Here is a 16,372-nt window from a genome sequence, read left to right as displayed (position 1 = left end):
TTCCCGCCACACGTGAGAAGGGTCCGGTGGCGCCCGCCACCGGTGCGGAGAGTTCTAAGGACGGGCAGCGTGCGCACTGTAGGAGTGGAGGAGGAGCTCCTCCTCATCGACCGCGAGAGCGGCGAACCGAGGGCACTGTCCTCGGCGGTACTGGCACGGGCCGCCAGGGACACCGGCGACAACACCTGCGCCGAACCCCAGGACTCCGACTACCGCGCTCCCGAGGAGGAGACGTTCGAGAAGGAGCTCCAGGGACAGCAGCTGGAGTTCGCCACGCAGCCCCGTACGAGCATGGACAGCCTTCTCGAGGAGGTCGTCAGGTGGCGCGCGGACGCGGACCGGCACGCGGGCGACGTGGGAGCCGCCGTCGCCGCCCTCGCCACCTCTCCCCTGCCGGTCAGCCCCAAACTCAACGTGGGACCGCGCTACCGGTGGATGGACGAGCAGTTCGGCCTCACCACCCAGGAGCAGCTCACCTGCGGCTGCCACATCCACGTGTCCGTCGAGTCGGACGAGGAGGGCGTGGCCGTCATCGACCGCGTCAGGCCGTGGCTGCCCGTGCTGCTCGCGCTGAGCGGCAACTCGCCCTACTGGCAGGGGAACGACAGCCGGTACAGCAGTTACCGCAACCGGGTGTGGGGGCGCTGGCCGATGGCAGGACCCACCGAGTTGTTCGGCTCGGCCGAGGAGTACCAGCGGCAGGTCGACGCCATGGTCACCAGCGGTGTCCTGCGGGACCGCGGGATGGTCTACTTCGACGCCCGGCTCTCCCACCGCTATCCCACCGTCGAGATCCGGGTGGCCGACGTCTGCCTGGAGGCCTCGACGACGATCCTGGTCGCCGCGCTGGCCAGGGCGCTGGTCGAGACGGCCGCGCGGGACCACCGCGCGGGCCGGCCGCCGCTGCCGCACGGCGTCAGCCTGCTGCGGCTCGCCGCGTGGCGGGCGGCGCGGTCCGGCATCGACGACGTCCTGCTCGACCCGGTGACCATGCGGCCCACGCCCGCCGCCGAGGTGGTGCGGGCGCTCCTCGACCACGTCGGGGACGCCCTCGCCGACGCCGGGGACCTGGACATGGCCCGCGGCACGGCCGCGGGCCTGCTCGAACACGGCAACGGAGCCCGCGTCCAGCGCGGGCTCCTGGACCGCACGGGCAGCCTGAGCGCCATGGTCGCCGAGTGCGTCCGCCGCACGCAGGCTTCGTAGACAGGAGCATCCCGCCGCCGCTGTGACCGTGCGTAACGCCGGGTCGGCCGGACGTGCGTCCACATCCGTGCTGATCTCGTAGAGCTTTGCCCTGCTCCCCCTCTCGCGGCTCACGCACAGCGGCGGGCGTGATAGCACGGAGTGATCAATTCCGAAGGAGACCACGGACATCATGGGTATCTTCAGCCGCCGCCAGACGGCGACCATAGAGCGGACGCGGGATGCCCGCTCCGGTGCGTCATCCTCGTCGGCCGCCGGTGCCGCGCTCGACCCGGCGCTGCGCGCGCTGACCGGGGAGTGGACCATCGACCGCCCGCACAGCCGCATCGGATTCTCGGTGCGGCACGCGATGGTCACGACGGTGCGCGGTGCTTTCGGTGACTACGACAGCACGCTCTACTTCGACGGCGCGCGGCCCTCCGAGTCGCGGGCCGAGATAGCCATCCGGGTCGGCAGCGTCGACACGGGCGTCGAGCAGCGCGACGCGCATCTCGTCGGCGCCGACTTCTTCGACGCGCGCCGCCATCCGGAGATGACGTTCCGCAGCACCTCCGCGCTGCACGAGGGGGGCGAGAGCTTCCGCATGGCGGGGGATCTGACCATCCGTGACGTCACCCGGCCGGTCGAGCTGCAGCTCGACTACCTCGGCTCGGTCGTGGACCCCTTCGGCTTCGAGCGGGCGGGCTTCGACGGCACCACCACGATCGACCGCACCGAGTGGGGCCTGGTCTACAACCAGCGTCTGGAGGCGGGCGGCACCATGGTGAGCGAGAAGGTCCGCCTACAGTTCGACATCTCCGCGATCCGGGCCACGCCCGTGGCCTAGCCGGAGCTGTACCGGGTGCGCGGAGGCGGTGACTTCGTCGAGTGAGTCCAGCGAATCGGTCAGAATCTCGAACACGGTGATCCCCCTCGAAACCGGCCGCGGAGCAGGCCGGCCCGCGCGGCCGTACCCCTTTCCGTCCGCCGTCGCCGCCGTCCGCGGTAGGCCACCACGCGTACGTCAGGTGGTACCGGAGGGGTCTCCGGCCTCGTCGCCCATCGCTCCTGTCAGGACGCACCGCGTGCCGGAGAAGATGGTCGGCACGCACTTGTTGCAGTGGATGCACAAGGAGCGGGTGGTCTCCTCCTTCCGCATCCGGTTGATCAGGTCGGGCTCGCGCAGGAGCGCCCGGGCCATCGCCACGAACTCGAAGCCCTCCGCCATCGCCCGCTCCATGGTCGCGCGCTGGGACACGCCGCCGAGCAGCACCAGCGGCAGGGTGAGGGCGGCGCGGAACTGGCGGGCGCTGTCGAGCAGATACGCCTCCTCGTACGGGTAGGAGCGGAGGAACCTGCCGCCGAGCGCCTTCACCCCCAGCCCTACGACGGGGCTGCGCATCGCCGCGGCGAACTCGCGGACCGGCACCTCGCCCCGGAACAGGTACATGGGGTTGAGCAGGGAGCTGCCCACGGTCAGTTCGAGGGCGTCGAGGCTGCCGTCGGATTCGAGCCAGGAGGCGACCTGGAGGCTCTCGTCCAGCCACAGCCCGCCCGGCACGCCGTCGTCCATGTTCAGCTTGGCGAGGATCGCGAGCCGGTCACCCACCGCCTCGCGCACCGCGCGCGCCGTCCCGCGGGCCACCTTCGCGCGGTTGACCAGCGAGCCACCGTAGGCGTCCTTGCGGCGGTTGAGCTTGGGGCTGAGGAAGGAGCTGGCGAAGTAGTTGTGGCCGAGGTGGATCTCGACCGCGTCGAACCCGGCCTCGGCGGCGAGGAGCGCCGCGTCCGCGTGGGCCTTGGTGATCCGTTCGATGTCGGCGTGGCTCGCCGGGCGGGTGCGGGCGACGGCCAGGGCGCTGAACGCGCCGGAGGGGCCGAGCGAGGGAAGCCCGGTGGAACGGCTGCCGCCGACCGGTCCGGCGTGTCCGAGCTGCGCGGATATCGCGGCGCCCTCGGCGTGCACGGCCTCGGTGAGCCGGCGCAGTCCCGGCAGGGCCTCGGGCCGCATCCAGATCTGGTGGCGTTCGGTACGGCCCTCGGGGGCGACGGCGCAGTAGGCGACGGTGGTCATGCCGACGCCGCCGGACGCGTACCGACGGTGGAACTCGATCAGCTCGTCGCTGACCTGGGCACCCTTGGTCATGCCTTCGAAGGTGGCGGCCTTGATGACACGGTTGCGCAGGGTCAGCGGTCCGAGCCCCGAGGCGGGGCTGAGCGTGGGCGACCTGGTGGCCGCCGTGGTCGAGCCGTTCGCCGAGCTGGCTGCGAGCCCGGACGGCCGGGTGCTGTGCCATCTGCTCGCCCGCAGCGCCCTGCCCACCGGGCAGCTCCCCGACGTGTCCACGCTGTTCAGCCCCACGCCGTTCGAGGTGATGCTCGGCCGGCTGCTGCCCGAGCTGTCCGTCCAGGAAGTCACCGAACGCCGCCGGCTCGCCTTCAGCCTCCTCCTGGAGACCTACGGCCGCCCCCTCGCCGGAGCCCCGTCGGCGGCCCACCCCCTGCCGGCCACCTCCACCGTGATCGCCTTCGTCACGGCGGGCCTGAGCGCGCCGCCGGTCAAGACGACGTGAGGCGGGTGGGTGGGAGGAAGGTCACCTGGGGTGCGCCCGTGCGCGGGTGGATGATGACCTCGCTCGTCACGCCGTAGACGTCGTCCAGTAGTTGGGGCGTGAGGACGTCGGCGGGTGGTCCGGAGGCGGTGACCGTACCGTCGCGCAGGACGTAGAGGCGGTCGCAGTAGTAGGCGGCGAGGTTGAGGTCGTGCAGGGCGACGAGCACCGTGGCCGACAGGCGGCGCAGCGTGTTCAGGATGTCCAGCTGGTGTCGGATGTCGAGGTGGTTGGTGGGCTCGTCCAGGACGAGCAGGGACGGCTGCTGGGCCAGGGCGCGGGCGATGAGGACGCGTTGGCGTTCGCCGCCGGAGAGGCGGTCGAAGGGGCGGTGGGCCAGGCCGGTGGCGTCCACCGCGCCCAGGGCCGTCTCGATCAGTTCGGCGTCCTCAGGGGTGTCCCCGCCGAGCAGCCGTTTGTGCGGGGTGCGGCCCATCGCGACGACCTCGCGGACCGTGAGGTCGAAGTCGGCGCCCGACTCCTGCACCACCGCCGCCACGGTCCGGGCCAGTTGCCGCACGGGCAGCGACCAGGCGTCGGTGCCGTCGACGCTGATCTGGCCGGTGGCGGGGCGCAGGACCCGGTAGACGGCGCGCAGCAGGCTGGATTTGCCGCTGCCGTTGGGGCCGACGAGGCCGATGACCTCGCCGGGGCGGGCGGTCAGGGAGACGTCCTCGACGAGGCGGTGCGCGCCGGCGGTGAGGGTGACGCCGTCGACGACGAGTTCGGTGGCGGTCATGCCCCTCCTCGGTCGGTGGTCCTGCGGGCGTCGCGGCGCATCAGCCACAGGAAGAACGGTCCGCCGCACAGTGCGGTGAGCACGCCGACGGGGATCTCCATGGGTGCGGCGACGACACGTGCGGCGATGTCGGCCCAGATGAGGAAGACCGCGCCGCCGAGCGCGGCCGTCGGCAGGACGCGGCGGTGGTCACCGCCGACGACGAGGCGGACGATGTGCGGCAGCATCAGGCCGACGAAGCCGATCGGTCCGCACGCCGCGACCAGGATGCCGGTGACGAGGGAGAGCAGGACGAACATACGGGCGCGGAAGCGGGCCACGTCCAGCCCCATCGTGGTGGCGGCCTCCTCACCGGCGAGCAGCACGTTCAGGTTGCGGGCCTGCGCCATGAGGACGGCGATGCCCATGAGCAGGGCGGCGCCGGGCAGCCACAGGGTGTCCCAGTTGACTCCGCCGAGGCCGCCGAGGGTCCAGGCGAGGACCGCGCGGGCCTCGTTGCCCCGGTCGGCGGTGAGCAACAGCAGGTGCAGTAGGGCGGTGAGCACCGCGGCGACGGCCACACCGGACAGGACGAGCCGTGCGGAGGTGATCCGGCCACCGGTGCGCGCGGTGGCGTAGACGAGCAGCAGCGCTCCGAGCGCGCCCGCGAACGCGGCGGCCGACAGTGACACCGGTCCGAGCAGGGTCACACCGAAGACGATCACCACGACGGCGCCCAGGGAGGCCCCGGAGGAGACTCCGAGCAGGTAGGGCTCCGCGAGCGGGTTGCGGATCAGGGCCTGCAGGGCGGTGCCCACGACCGCCAGCCCGGCGCCGGCCACGGCCCCGAGGAGGACGCGGGGCGCGCGGACGTCCAGCACGATGGTCTCGCGCGCGCGGGACCAGTCCGGTTCTGCCCAGTCGGCGCCCAGCGCGTGCGTCACGATGCCCCACACCTGTCCGGGCGGCACATGGACCGAGCCGATCGCCAGGCCCGCCGTGGCGGAGAGCACCAGCAGGACGGCCAGGACGACGAGTGTGACGGCGAGACCGGCCGGGCCCGCCCGTCGTCTGTCGTCCTGTTTCCCCGGTCGTGCGGCCTGCCCGGGGGCGGCGTCGGTGACCGGAGCCGTCACCGGAAGCCCTCGGGGTGGATGCCGCGCGCCAGATCCTCCACCGCGTACGCGGACCGCACGCCCACCAGGGTGGCGGTCAGCGGCAGCACCACGAACCGCTTGTTCCTGATGGCGGGCACGTCCTTCAGGGCGGGCTGGGCGAGCAGGAACTTCTTCTTCTGCTCCACGCTCCCGGCGTCCGCGTAGTCGTAGATCGCGATGACCTCCGGCTTGCGTTCGACGACCTGCTCCCAGGAGACGTCGCCGAAGACGTCGTCGAGATCGGCGAAGACGTTCTTGCCGCCGGCCAGCCGGATCAGTTCGGTGCCGAGGCTCTTGCCGCCCGCGGTGAAGGCGGTCTTGTCGCCGCTGTCGTAGACGAAGACGGGTACCTGGGGCCTGCCCTCGACGGCGGTGGTGGCCTTGCCGACCCGTGACCGGAGGTCGGAGACCAGCCTGTCCGCGCGGTCGGGCACGCCGAAGATCTTGCCGACGGTGCGGACTTCTTCGTAGACGTCCTTCATCGTCACGCGCTTCTCGCCGCAGTACTCGCGGTTGAGGTGGGTGTCGATGCCGGCGTCGGCGAACGCCTCGCGGGAGCGGCCCTCGTTCTCGGCGAAGGCGCTGCCGTAGCCGCCGTAGACGAGATCCGGCTCGGCCTCCAGGACCGTCTCGAAGGACGGTTCCCTCTTCGCCAGTTCCGGGACCGACTCGTAGTCCTTCTTCAGCTTGGGCAGGACGGCGGAATCGGGAAAGGCGGTGCCGACCATACGGTTCTTCAGGCCCAGGGAGAGCAGGAGTTCCGCCGGGTGCTGGTGGATGGTGATGACGCGGGCCGGCGCCTTCTCGTACGTCGTCCTCACGCCGCAGTTGTCGATGGTGACGGGGAAGCCCTTGGCCGGCGGGGCCGTGGCCTTCGCGTCCTGGGCGGTGTCCTGCGACGATCCGCAGCCGGCGGTCAGCAGGGCCGCCGACAGGGCGACGGCCGCGGCCATGGCGCGCCGGGCATGCCGCCTGCGGGCAGGGGTGAACAGCGGGGGACGGGACGTGCCGTCGTACACGTGAAGCCTCCTGGGGAGTCCGCGCTCCTCGGAACGGGCCCGCGACCGGCCAGTGTCCTGACTCCCGGATCGCCGCTCCCCCTGCCTTCCCACGCGGCGCGCAGTGGCGTGTCGAAGGGTGCACTCCCCGGTCACAGTGGCGGGACCGTGCCGGATTCGCACCGGCTTCCTGTCTCCCGTCGCGGTGATGACCCGCTGATACTACGGTCTGCCGGGAAGCGGCCATAAGGGCGTGCGCAAGTGCCCGAGCGCCCTTGCCCGGCCCTCATGTCTCGCGCACCGCCCGCAGCACCAGCCGGTCGGCCTTCTCGTCGTAGGGGCGGCCGTCGAAACCGCCGAAGACCTCCACCCGCCCGAACCCCGCTTCCCGAACCATCCGCCGCAGCTCCACCGCGCTGTACACGAACCACACCAGGGTGGCCCGCGTCACCCGTTCGCCCCGGACCAGGACCCAGTCGCTGCGCAGCCGCGCCCAGTCGTCCAGCACGGTGTCGGTCTGCACCATCAGGTCCTCGCCCCGCTTCACCACCTTCGGCGGGGTGACCTTGCGGGCCAGCAGTTCCTTGCCCGCCAGGTCCAGTACGAGGGTGCCTCCGGGGGCCAGGCAGGCGTACATGGTGCGCAGCACGCGCGCGTTGTCGGCGGGGTCGTCGAAGTAGCCGAACGAGGTGAACATGTTGAGGACCACATCGAAGGCGCCCGGGGCCTCGTACTCGCGTGCGTCGGCCCGCACGTACGTGACCTGGGCGCCCGCGTCGGCCGACCGTTTGCGCGCCCGGTCCAGCATGGCGGGGCTCAGGTCCACCCCGGTGACGTCGTGGCCGCGGCGGGCGAGCGGGACGGTGAACACACCGGGGCCGCAGCACAGATCCAGCACCCGGGCTCCGGCGGGGAAGGACAGCAAGGGAGAGGTGCCGAGCAGTTCCTCGGCCTGCGTGTGGCGCTGCTCGGAGAAGAGGAAGTCGTGGAACTCGGTCCAGAAGTCATCGTCCTGGAACCCGCCCGTCCGTGTCATGTGGTGTCAGTGCTCCTTCGTCGTGATCGTGCGGGTGGAGGTGTTTCGCCCGGGGAGCGCGCAGTGCCAGCAGTGGCGGCAGCAACAGGCACTGCGCCGCGGACAGCAGCCAGAACAAGCCGGTGCCCCCGGTGTGTTCGGTGATGCCGTACAACTGCCCGCCCAGCACTCCGCTGGCGCAGGCGCCGAGGCCCGCGGCCAGGCGCTGCCGGCCGAAGACCACGGCGTCCGAGCGCGGGCTGCGGCGCAGGGCCTCCAGGTCGTTCTTCAGGAACAGGACGATGTCGCCCAACGTGATCAGCGCCCCGCCCGCCAGCAGCGCCGGCCGGGTGCCCGCCGCCAGGACGGCCAGCCCGGCGGCCAGGCCCGTGAAGCCGACCGCGAGGGCAGTCGCGTAGGGCATGCGCCGGATCAGACCGGACGCGAGGGGCTGGACGACGATGACCAGCGTGAAGCAGAGCAGGAGGACCAGGCTGTAGAACGCGCTGGACGCCCGCTCGACGGCGTACACCGCCAGGAAGTGCTGGAAGTGGAAGTAGAGGTAGAAGGCGAGCGCGTTGGCGGCGAACGGCAGGACCGCCACCCCGGCGAGCAGGCCCTTCCCCCCTGCTTCCGGACCCGGTTCCCGCTCGGCCTTCGCGTCGGGGAGCCGTGCGTGGCCTGCGGTGACCAGGACGAACAGCGCCGTGACGGCCACGAACAGCCAGCCGGGCGAGGACAGCACGAACGGCCCCGCGATCAGCGGTCCCACCGCCATCCCCGCGTTGAGCGCCGCGTTGCCCGCCGACAGGAACGCGGGGCGGCGTTCGTCGTCCACGCCGTGCACGAGGTACGCCTTGTTGGCGGGCAGGTACAGCGCGGCGCCGCAGCAGGTGAGGACCAGTGCTCCGACGGCCAGGGGTGGCCAGCGCAGTGCCAGCAGGAGGCCCACGAACCCGGCCGTGCGGATGATCAGCGCCCACAGCATGGTGCGGCGCAGCCCGAAGCCGTCCGCCAGGGCGCCGCCCACGATCCCCCCGGAGAACTGCACGAGGGACGCCACGGCCAGCACGGCGCCGACCGTGCCGAGCCCCATTCCGAGCCGTTCGTGCAGGAACACCGCCATGAACGGCAGGATCATGAAGCTGCCGAGCGGGATGAGGAACGAGCAGAGCAGCAGGAAACGCAGCGGACCGTTCAGCGTGGACAGCGCGGCTTGCAGGCCGCTCCCGCCCGGTGCGTGGTCAGCCACCGGCGTCCCCGGTCCGCTGGAACGGCTCGGTAAGCACCCGTACGGCGTTGGCGGCGGCCACGGCGTGGTGCGTGGCCAGTTCGGCGGTCTCCGCCTCCGCGTAGACGATGCCCGCGTAACCGCGGCTGTCGCCCAGGTGCTCGACGGGGTCGCCGACGGACCTGACCGGGTACCAGGCCGGTGATCCCGGCATCTCCGCCAGCCGCCCCAGACCGGCGACGCCCGTGAACACGCCGGGCGCGGCCGGGTAGCCCAGGACGAAGGCGACCGCCGGGCCGCCGGGCAGGTCCGCGTCCATCAGGCGGGGACGGCGCCCGAGCGCGGCCTCGATCATCGCCTCGTACACGTTGACTCCGAGCGCCCGGCACATGCCCACCCCGACCAGGGCGCCCCCGATCCGGGGGTTGATCTCCACGACCTCCGGGCCGCCGGTGGTCAGGACGAACTCCGCGTGCGCGAAGCGGTCGGTGTAGCCGATCGCCGCGAGCACCTCACCGAGCCACCGCTCCAGCACGGCCCGCCGCGCCTCGGGGAAGGCCACGGGGAACGCGGTGATCTCCTCCCGGAAGTACGGCTCGGGTGACATCAGCCGGCTGGACACGCCCAGCAGCCGGGTCCGGCCGGCCCAGGTGAGGGTCTCGGCGCTGTACACCGGTCCGCTGAAGTACGGTTCAGCGAACAGCCGCCCTTTCAACTGCCGCCCGGCCGCCTCGGCCAGGGCCGCGTCCAGTTCCGGCTCGTCGCGGACCAGCCAGACGTTCTGACTGCCGGTGCCCGCTGTGTCCTTCAGTACGGCGGGCAGACCGGCCTCCTTGAGCAGCACGTCCCTCAGTTCCGCCCCGGTCGCCTCCACGGCGCGCCCGCGTGTCAGCCCGGCAGCGTGCAGCCGGTTGCGTACGGCCGCCTTGTCCCGGGTCAGCCGCAGTACGGCCGGGTCGAGGCCGGGCAGGCCGAGGCGGTCGGTGAGTTCGGCGCCGGCGAGGGTCCAGGTGTCGGTGGAACTGATCAGGCCGCGCAGCCGAGGCGTCCGGTGCAGCAGGTCCGCGAGCCCTTCCACGTCGAAGGTGTCGGTGACGACGACGTCGAGGGCGTCCGGCGGAAGCCTCTCCAACTCGTGGGCGTAGTAGGCGCGGTCGCGGGTGAGCAGGGTGAGCCGCTCGCCGAGTGCGTCGGCGGCGCGCACCAGGTGTCCGAGGCCGAAGGTGAGCGATTCGAGGCAGACGACGGTCATGCGGCTCGCTCCTTCCGGCCGGCTGGGCAGGCGGTGCGCCGCCACGCCATCCTGGACCAGGGCATGGACATCTCCTCGGGGGCTGAGATCTCGACCGGCTTCAGGGCGGCGGGGTCCAGGGCTTCGGTGTGCCGGGCGAAGACGCGCTCGACGTAGCGGTGTCCGGTGTCGGCGCCGATCACCAGGTGCAGCCGGTCGGGATGGCGGCGGGCCTCGTACATCGCAGTGAGGTATCCGGCGCCGGTGGACAGCCCGGCGAAGACGGCGTGGTCGCGCAGCAGGGCGACCGTGCCGGACATGGCGTGGGTGAAGTCCAGCCAGTGCACGGCGTCGTAGAGGGTGTGGCGGACGTTGTCGAAGACGATCGACGACCCGATGCCGGCGATGATCGCTTCCGGGTCGTGGTGGTCCTGGCTGCCGAAGGTGAGGCTGCCGAAGGGCTGGACGCCGACCAGCCGCACCGAGGGGTCGGTGGCGCGCAGGCGTTCCACGAGGCCGCCCGTCGAGGCTCCGGAGCCCACCCCTCCGACGACGGTCAGTGCGGTCGCGGGGAACGCGGTGGTGATCCGGTCGGCGACCTCGTGGTAGCCGAGGTAGTGGACGTCGTCGTGGTACTGGCGCATCCAGTGCCAGGCGGGGTGGTCGGCCAGGATCTCCTTCACCCTCCGTACCCGTAACTCCTGGTCCAGCTTGAGGTTCTCGGAGGGCCGGACCTGTTCCACGGTGGCGCCGAGGATCTCCAGCTGGGCGCGGGTGGTGATGTCCACGGTGGTGGACGCGACGATGTGGCAGCGCATGCCGTAGCGGTGACAGGCCAGCGCCAGGGCGTAGGCGTAGATGCCGCTGGAACTGTCGACCAGGGTCTGTCCCGGACGGATCGTGCCCCGTTCCAGCAGGTGGCGGACAGCGGCGAGCGCGGAGTAGATCTTCATCGACTCGAACCGGATCAGGACGAGGCCGTCGCAGAGCCGGACGAGATCGGGGACCTTCAGGGCGTCGGCGATGTGAGGGTGGATCACCCGTAGCCTCCTTGGGCGAAGGAACACTGCTGGCCGAGCGAATGAAAGAAGGCGGACAGTTCGGACTTCAGGGCGGCGTCGGGGCGGCCGGGGAAGAGATAGCCGATCAGACAGCCCGTGTGGGCGACGAAGACGCCGTCGGCGCCGAACCGCTCCTGGTGGGCGAGCATGCTGTCGAATGCCGCCTTGGGCAGCACCCGCTGTGACAGGGCGGCGCTGGCGGTGGCCGCCCGTGCGACCGCGGCCGGATCACCGGAGACGAATCCCTTCAGCAAGTCGGTCAGGCACCGTTCGTACTCCTCCCCGTGCCGCCGGTAGTGCGCCAGCAGCAGGTCGGTGACGGCGGCGGTGTCCACCGTCCCGGGCTCGGTGATGTACGCGGTGTGGAAGCCGATGTCCGTGCCCAGCCGCCGCACCACCCGGTGCCGGCCACTGAGGTACAGGGCGAACTCGTCGAGGAAGACGCTGTCCGCCCGTTCGATCGCCGCCAGGACGCCGAGGACCACGTCCGCGTCATACGGCAGGGCGAAGAGCCGGAACAGGCAGCGCAGGGTCGCCACGATGTCGGCGGTCGAACTCGCCATCCCCACGCCCACCCGAAGGTCGGAGTGGGCGCTCCAACGGCCCGGTGGCAGCGTGAGCCCGAAGTGCTCCACGAAGAGCCGGGCCCGCGATCGCGGACTTCTCCCCGAGCGGCAGCGGGTCCGGCGGATCCGTCCCGTGGGTGAAAGTCACCCGGGAACGGCGGCCCACGGGAAACGACACGACGGCGATGGCCGGATCGGGGCCTGCCCGCAGCGGACCCTGGTACAGCTCGCCCAGGGTGCCGTGGCAGACACCGGAGACGGTACGGCCCGTCACGAACCCCTCCTCCTGTCCGCGTCCTGGAATGCGACCGGGGAGGAGGCGCCGTGCGGGGCGTGCCCCGCGGGTATCCCGTCCGTACCGCCGACCCAGTCCTCGAGGTCACCGCGCACCACCCGCACAGCACGTACGGGCGCAGTGGCAGGTCTTCGGACTCGTGGGCTCGCTCACCGGGGACACCGGTCACCGGCGGGCATCTACCGGCCGTCGCTTCCCGGCCCCGAACCGACTCGGGCCAGTGCTGATGACGGCTTTCGTTCCCACTCACCGCTGCGGGACAGTCCCGGATTCCCACCGGGTTCCCTCTTGCGTCGCGCCGCCAATACCTGGTCGGACAGGAGACGCGAACCGACTGCGGGCATGAGCGTAGGGCGGCTCACGCCGCTGCGGGAGGGGCGCGGCGTCAGTTGTCCGGATGCGATCGTCCGGGCGGCGGCATCGGAGCCTTGAGACGACTCGGCCGACCCGGACAACACTCTGGCCGAATGTGTCCTCCGTATTTCCGGCCACGCCGGTCACACTGGTGCGTCGACGTCACCCGCACCTCCCCTCGGAGTACCGCGCCCGGAAGGCCCAGGATGCTGCCAGAGACGACCCCGGAGGACGACGGCACGACATCCCCGCCGCCCGCCCGTGAGCGGCGTCCGCCCGATCGCGTCGTGCTGCGCGCCGACCTGCGCGCCGCGCTCCCCGACGCGGGCGCCGCCGTCCTGGTCACGGCGGCCGTCTTCGCGTTCCTGTACGCCCGCATGGAGTCGGGCAACTCGGCGACGGTCGCGGTCATGCCGTTCATGGACGACGCCGGTACCTACTGGATGTACCTCCTCAGCCAGGCGTTCGGCTGGTCGGGCCTGCTGTGGGCCTGGGGCACGGTCATGCTCGGTCTCCTGCTTTCGGGGCCGCGCCCCGCCCGGCTGCCGGTGTCCCGGCAGATCCTGGAACGCTGGCACCGCACCACGAGCCTGACCACGATCGCCCTGATGTCCGCACACGCACTGCTGTTCGCCGCCGAACTCGTGCGCTACGAGGCCCAGTTGGCGTGGGCCGGGCGGCTGTGGGCGGGGTTCGCGGACACGTTCGTGCCCGGCTGGTACGACTCCGGCACCGGTCGGATCGCCATTCCGCTGGGGCAGGGCGCTCTGTATCTGGCCGTCCCGCTGGGCCTGTTGTTCTACGTCCGTCACCGCATCGGCGCGAACACCTGGCGTCGGCTGCACCGCTTCGTCATCGTCGTCTACGTGCTGAGCGTGTGGCACACCCTGCTGTACGGCACGAACGTCTGGTACGGCGAGTGGCCGCGTACCGTGCTGTGGCTGCTGCAACTCCCGGTCGCGGCGCTACTGCTGGCCCGGTTGCTGCGGCCCGCCCGGCGGGCCGAGCGACTGGGCGCACCGACGCGGCGGGCGGGCGTGTCGCTTCCGAGCTGGACGGTGCGGGTCGTTGGCCGGGTGGCTGCCGGGGCCGTCGTGGTGGGTCTCGTCCTCGTGGTGGCGTCCGGCCATGACGGTGGCCGGGAACGCCCGGACGAGCCACCCACGACGAGTCCGCATGCACACGAGCCCGAGTGATCCCCGGCCGCCATCCGGACCAGACCGACACGGGCACCCGAGCGAGGGAGAGTCCCGCCACTGTGACCGGTGAGCGGATCCCGAACGGGCCACTTGCCCCACGAGGGACGGTAAGGCCGGGAGGAGCTGCGCCCCGAGAGCCAGGAGCCCCACGCCGCCGCCCCCTCGACGGAGCCCCGGGGCGGATCTCCCCGGAGAGGGAGCGTTTCGGCGTGTCCGACACAACGGACGGTGAGGCGTAGGGCACTGAGGTGACTGCGCAACTGGTGGGTGGGTAGGTGAGTGGGCGGCTGCCGTGCCGGGTCGTCGCGTGCCGGGACCGCGCAGGCCGCGCGTTTGCGTGGGGAGGCGCCCGTACGCATCTCCGCCTGCCTGGACGCGTGTGACCAGGCAGGCGTGGTTGTCGTGCGGCCCTCGTCCGCCGGGCGTGCGGCCGGAGCACGGCCAGTGCGGTTCGGCCTGGTGAACGACCCGGACGCGATAGAGGACATCGCCGCCTGGTCAGGCGGGCGGCCCCGGCGTCGCACCCCGGCCGGAGATCCTCGACCTGTACACGTTCAGCCCACCCTCCCTCGCGATCCGCCGCTTCCAGCCGGCCGGCCGAGCAGCCCGCTCCCGCCGGCCGGCAGACGTCGGCCGTCCCCCCTTCGGCCGGCCTCAGCGTCCGATGGCGTCAGACATCACGCCGGCGCAACCGCGAAACAGCGAGCACGAGGAGCGCCACGCTGTACGCGGCGACCAGGCCCAGCGACGGCCACGCGCCCAGCGAGCCGACCACCTCGTGACTCGCGTCCGAGGTCTGGGTGAGCTTCTCCAGAGCGGCGGTAGGGGGCGCGCCCGCGATCCACCGCTGCAGGTCGCCGAAGAGCGGGCCGAACAGGGAGGGCAGCAGCATCACCGCGACGACCACCGTGACGGCTCCCGCCGAGTGACGCTCGCCTTGGGCGTGCTCGCCGTCCTCGAGGATCGCGTCGCCGAGGACGTAAGCCGGCAAGCAGGCGACCAGGCCGATCGCGAACAGCAGCGCTCCGAGCAGGACCGCCTTGGCGGCCAGGACCCTGCCACGGCGCGGCACCGCGGCCAGAGTGGAGCCGATCGTGCCGCTGGAGTACTCGCCGCACACGGTCAGCGATCCCGCCACACCCGCGATCATCAAGGAGACGACGCTGAGAGTGAGACTGCCGCCGAGCACCGTGTCGTCGGGCTGGAGACTGCCGCTGAGCCCGACGAACACCGCGCCGACGACGATCAGCAGGCCGACTGCCGCCGTGGTCCAGCGAGTAGAGCGGAGGCTGGTGAACTTGGTCCATTCGAATGCGAGCGCAGTGCCGAAGCCAGGTGTCGGTGAGGCGCCGGCGGTGCCGACTCGCGTCGTGGTGGGGGGCGTTCTCATCGGACCAGTTCCTTCGTCTCGTGACCGGCGTCCGCCGTACCGCCCCGGAATTCGACCGAGGAGCGGGTCATGTTCATGTAGACCTCCTCCAGCGAGGAGAGGACCGGGGTCAGTTCATGGACCGCCAGCTGGTCACCCCGGGCCAGTTCGCCGATCTCCACCGGGGTGAGACCCGTGACCCGCCAGGCTCCGCGAGCGTCCAGGTTGACGGTCGCCCCGTGTGCTTCGAGCAGGGCGCGTATCCGTCCCGCTTCGTCGTCGGGCACGCGCAGCAGGGTGCCGCCCTGCGAATTCGTCTCGATGAAGTCCCGCATGGCGGTGTCCGCGAGGAGCTTGCCGCGCCCGATCACGATCAGGTGGTCGGCGGTCAATTCCATCTCGCTCATCAGGTGGCTGGACAGGAACACCGTCCGGCCCTGTGCCGCCTGGGACTTGAGCAGATCGCGGATCCGGCGGATGCCCTCGGTGTCCAGGCCGTTGACGGGCTCGTCGAGGATCAGCACCTCCGGGTCGCCGAGCAGGGCGGCCGCGATGCCGAGCCGCTGCCCCATGCCGAGCGACAGTCCCTTGGCCCGCTGGTCGGCGACCTCCGCCAGACCGACCAGTTCCAGGACCTCATCCACGCGGCGGCGCCCGATCGCGTTGCTGCGGGCGAGGCCCAGCAGGTGCTTGCGTATGGTGCGCCCGCCGTGGACGGACTCGGCGTCGAGCAGCGAGCCGACCGTCCGCAACGGAGCAGGGAGCCTTGCGTAGGAGCGGCCGCCCACAGTGACCGAGCCCGAGCTGGGTGTGTCCAGGCCGACGACCATACGCATGGTCGTTGACTTCCCGGCGCCGTTCGGTCCGAGGAAGCCGGGGACAAGGCCCGGCCGGACGGTGAAGGACAGGTGGTCGACGGCTGTCCTGTCGCCGTATCGCTTGGTGAGTTCCCGTGCGGAGTACTTCCTGGTTCTCACCGGCGCCTTGCACCGGCCGTTCCGTTTGACATTCCCGGTGGACATGACACGCCTTAGGCTCCCTGACCAGCAGCAACGCAAGGCCGGAGCGGCTTCGGTGCCGTCCGGTCGAGCTTCCCGCACCCGTCGCTGAACTGGCCCGCCAGCAGGTCGAGGTCCGCGAACGGCTCCGCAAACTCGGCAGCCGGCTCGCAGAAGCCCGCTCAACCGCCCTGTTCCAACTCGCCACCGAACTGCCCGCCGCGGTCCTCGCCCGCACCCTCGGCATCGACAGCCGACGTTGCCCGTCACCGCTAGGAAAATGCCTGGTGGATGGTCGCTCGTCTACTCGCCGAGCGGAACGTCTCCACGCTCTGATCGACTCTGACGAACTGGACCGCGTGGGGACGGGCGATGGCGCCGTC

At 71.6% G+C, this 16,372-nt stretch carries 15 protein-coding genes, 1 pseudogene and 2 riboswitches; of the genes and pseudogenes, 5 read left to right on the top strand and 11 right to left on the bottom strand.

What is annotated here, in order from left to right; all coding sequences use genetic code 11:
- Positions 1-69 precede the first annotated feature (69 nt).
- A complete protein-coding gene (locus tag ACZ6JY_RS36405; RefSeq protein ID WP_469203118.1) occupies positions 70-1,206 on the top strand; it encodes a glutamate--cysteine ligase 2 in 1,137 nt (378 codons plus the stop codon).
- A 172-nt stretch (positions 1,207-1,378) separates the two neighbouring features.
- A complete protein-coding gene (locus tag ACZ6JY_RS36400; RefSeq protein ID WP_469203117.1) occupies positions 1,379-2,032 on the top strand; it encodes a YceI family protein in 654 nt (217 codons plus the stop codon).
- Between the two features lie 177 nt (positions 2,033-2,209).
- Here ACZ6JY_RS36400 and ACZ6JY_RS36395 read toward each other — a convergent pair whose 3' ends face one another.
- Entirely contained in the window at positions 2,210-3,376 is a 1,167-nt protein-coding gene (locus ACZ6JY_RS36395) for an NADH:flavin oxidoreductase (protein WP_469203221.1), read from the bottom strand.
- On the opposite strand from ACZ6JY_RS36395, the gene ACZ6JY_RS36390 reads away from it, so the two are divergent.
- Positions 3,354-3,758: a hypothetical protein gene (locus ACZ6JY_RS36390; RefSeq protein WP_469203230.1), complete on the top strand. Its 405-nt coding sequence runs from the start codon at positions 3,354-3,356 to the stop codon at positions 3,756-3,758. The genes ACZ6JY_RS36395 and ACZ6JY_RS36390 overlap by 23 nt on opposite strands.
- On the opposite strand, the gene ACZ6JY_RS36385 is transcribed toward ACZ6JY_RS36390, so the two are convergent.
- From ACZ6JY_RS36385 to ACZ6JY_RS36350, 8 genes are all read right to left on the bottom strand, one after another.
- The gene (locus tag ACZ6JY_RS36385; protein WP_469203115.1) at positions 3,745-4,536 is read right to left on the bottom strand and encodes an ABC transporter ATP-binding protein; all 792 of its coding nucleotides are present in this window, start codon (positions 4,534-4,536) and stop codon (positions 3,745-3,747) included. The genes ACZ6JY_RS36390 and ACZ6JY_RS36385 overlap by 14 nt on opposite strands.
- The gene (locus tag ACZ6JY_RS36380; protein ID WP_469203113.1) at positions 4,533-5,651 is read right to left on the bottom strand and encodes a FecCD family ABC transporter permease; all 1,119 of its coding nucleotides are present in this window, start codon (positions 5,649-5,651) and stop codon (positions 4,533-4,535) included. The genes ACZ6JY_RS36385 and ACZ6JY_RS36380 overlap by 4 nt, the downstream gene beginning before the upstream one ends.
- Positions 5,648-6,691 (bottom strand): ABC transporter substrate-binding protein, encoded by a 1,044-nt coding sequence (locus tag ACZ6JY_RS36375; protein ID WP_469203111.1) that lies wholly within the window; start codon positions 6,689-6,691, stop codon positions 5,648-5,650. Before ACZ6JY_RS36375 ends, ACZ6JY_RS36380 begins: the two co-directional genes overlap by 4 nt.
- A 30-nt stretch (positions 6,692-6,721) precedes the next feature.
- Positions 6,722-6,902: riboswitch (cobalamin riboswitch) on the bottom strand.
- Between the two features lie 54 nt (positions 6,903-6,956).
- Positions 6,957-7,706 (bottom strand): methyltransferase domain-containing protein, encoded by a 750-nt coding sequence (locus ACZ6JY_RS36370; RefSeq protein ID WP_469203108.1) that lies wholly within the window; start codon positions 7,704-7,706, stop codon positions 6,957-6,959.
- Positions 7,675-8,937 carry an MDR family MFS transporter gene (locus ACZ6JY_RS36365; protein ID WP_469203106.1) on the bottom strand — a complete coding sequence of 421 codons (1,263 nt, stop codon included), beginning with the start codon at positions 8,935-8,937 and terminating at the stop codon, positions 7,675-7,677. The genes ACZ6JY_RS36370 and ACZ6JY_RS36365 overlap by 32 nt, the downstream gene beginning before the upstream one ends.
- Positions 8,930-10,168, bottom strand: coding sequence for an ATP-grasp domain-containing protein (locus tag ACZ6JY_RS36360; RefSeq protein ID WP_469203103.1), 1,239 nt, complete (start codon positions 10,166-10,168; stop codon positions 8,930-8,932). Before ACZ6JY_RS36360 ends, ACZ6JY_RS36365 begins: the two co-directional genes overlap by 8 nt.
- A complete protein-coding gene (locus ACZ6JY_RS36355; protein ID WP_469203101.1) occupies positions 10,165-11,187 on the bottom strand; it encodes a cysteine synthase family protein in 1,023 nt (340 codons plus the stop codon). The genes ACZ6JY_RS36360 and ACZ6JY_RS36355 overlap by 4 nt, the downstream gene beginning before the upstream one ends.
- Positions 11,184-11,843: a GHMP family kinase ATP-binding protein gene (locus ACZ6JY_RS36350; RefSeq protein ID WP_469203098.1), complete on the bottom strand. Its 660-nt coding sequence runs from the start codon at positions 11,841-11,843 to the stop codon at positions 11,184-11,186. The genes ACZ6JY_RS36355 and ACZ6JY_RS36350 overlap by 4 nt, the downstream gene beginning before the upstream one ends.
- A gap of 332 nt (positions 11,844-12,175) precedes the next feature.
- Positions 12,176-12,419: riboswitch (cobalamin riboswitch) on the bottom strand.
- 210 nt (positions 12,420-12,629) lie between these two features.
- On the opposite strand from ACZ6JY_RS36350, the gene ACZ6JY_RS36345 reads away from it, so the two are divergent.
- Both ACZ6JY_RS36345 and ACZ6JY_RS36340 read left to right on the top strand, forming a co-directional pair.
- On the top strand, positions 12,630-13,619 hold the full coding sequence (locus tag ACZ6JY_RS36345; protein ID WP_469203094.1) for a ferric reductase-like transmembrane domain-containing protein: 990 nt from the start codon (positions 12,630-12,632) through the stop codon (positions 13,617-13,619).
- A 290-nt stretch (positions 13,620-13,909) separates the two neighbouring features.
- Positions 13,910-14,187: pseudogene (locus ACZ6JY_RS36340) on the top strand ((2Fe-2S) ferredoxin domain-containing protein); the annotation flags it as partial.
- 105 nt (positions 14,188-14,292) lie between these two features.
- Here the strand turns inward: ACZ6JY_RS36340 and ACZ6JY_RS36335 are convergent.
- Both ACZ6JY_RS36335 and ACZ6JY_RS36330 read right to left on the bottom strand, forming a co-directional pair.
- Positions 14,293-15,012 (bottom strand): ABC transporter permease, encoded by a 720-nt coding sequence (locus ACZ6JY_RS36335; RefSeq protein WP_469203091.1) that lies wholly within the window; start codon positions 15,010-15,012, stop codon positions 14,293-14,295.
- On the bottom strand, positions 15,009-15,968 hold the full coding sequence (locus ACZ6JY_RS36330; protein ID WP_469203089.1) for an ABC transporter ATP-binding protein: 960 nt from the start codon (positions 15,966-15,968) through the stop codon (positions 15,009-15,011). Before ACZ6JY_RS36330 ends, ACZ6JY_RS36335 begins: the two co-directional genes overlap by 4 nt.
- Between the last annotated feature and the right edge of the window lie 404 nt (positions 15,969-16,372).

This window comes from Streptomyces sp. NPDC046335, assembly GCF_055587985.1.
The sequence above is the reverse complement of the archived record's forward strand: the minus strand, read 5'-3'. Positions and strand labels throughout refer to the sequence as shown.

Coding starts and splice junctions, on each gene's coding strand:
- ACZ6JY_RS36400 (WP_469203117.1), top strand. CDS start 1,379: ATGGGTATCTTCAGCCGCCGCCAGACGGCGACCATAGAGCGGACGCGG.
- ACZ6JY_RS36390 (WP_469203230.1), top strand. CDS start 3,354: ATGACACGGTTGCGCAGGGTCAGCGGTCCGAGCCCCGAGGCGGGGCTG.
- ACZ6JY_RS36385 (WP_469203115.1), bottom strand. CDS start 4,536: ATGACCGCCACCGAACTCGTCGTCGACGGCGTCACCCTCACCGCCGGC.
- ACZ6JY_RS36370 (WP_469203108.1), bottom strand. CDS start 7,706: ATGACACGGACGGGCGGGTTCCAGGACGATGACTTCTGGACCGAGTTC.
- ACZ6JY_RS36360 (WP_469203103.1), bottom strand. CDS start 10,168: ATGACCGTCGTCTGCCTCGAATCGCTCACCTTCGGCCTCGGACACCTG.
- ACZ6JY_RS36345 (WP_469203094.1), top strand. CDS start 12,630: ATGCTGCCAGAGACGACCCCGGAGGACGACGGCACGACATCCCCGCCG.
- ACZ6JY_RS36335 (WP_469203091.1), bottom strand. CDS start 15,012: ATGAGAACGCCCCCCACCACGACGCGAGTCGGCACCGCCGGCGCCTCA.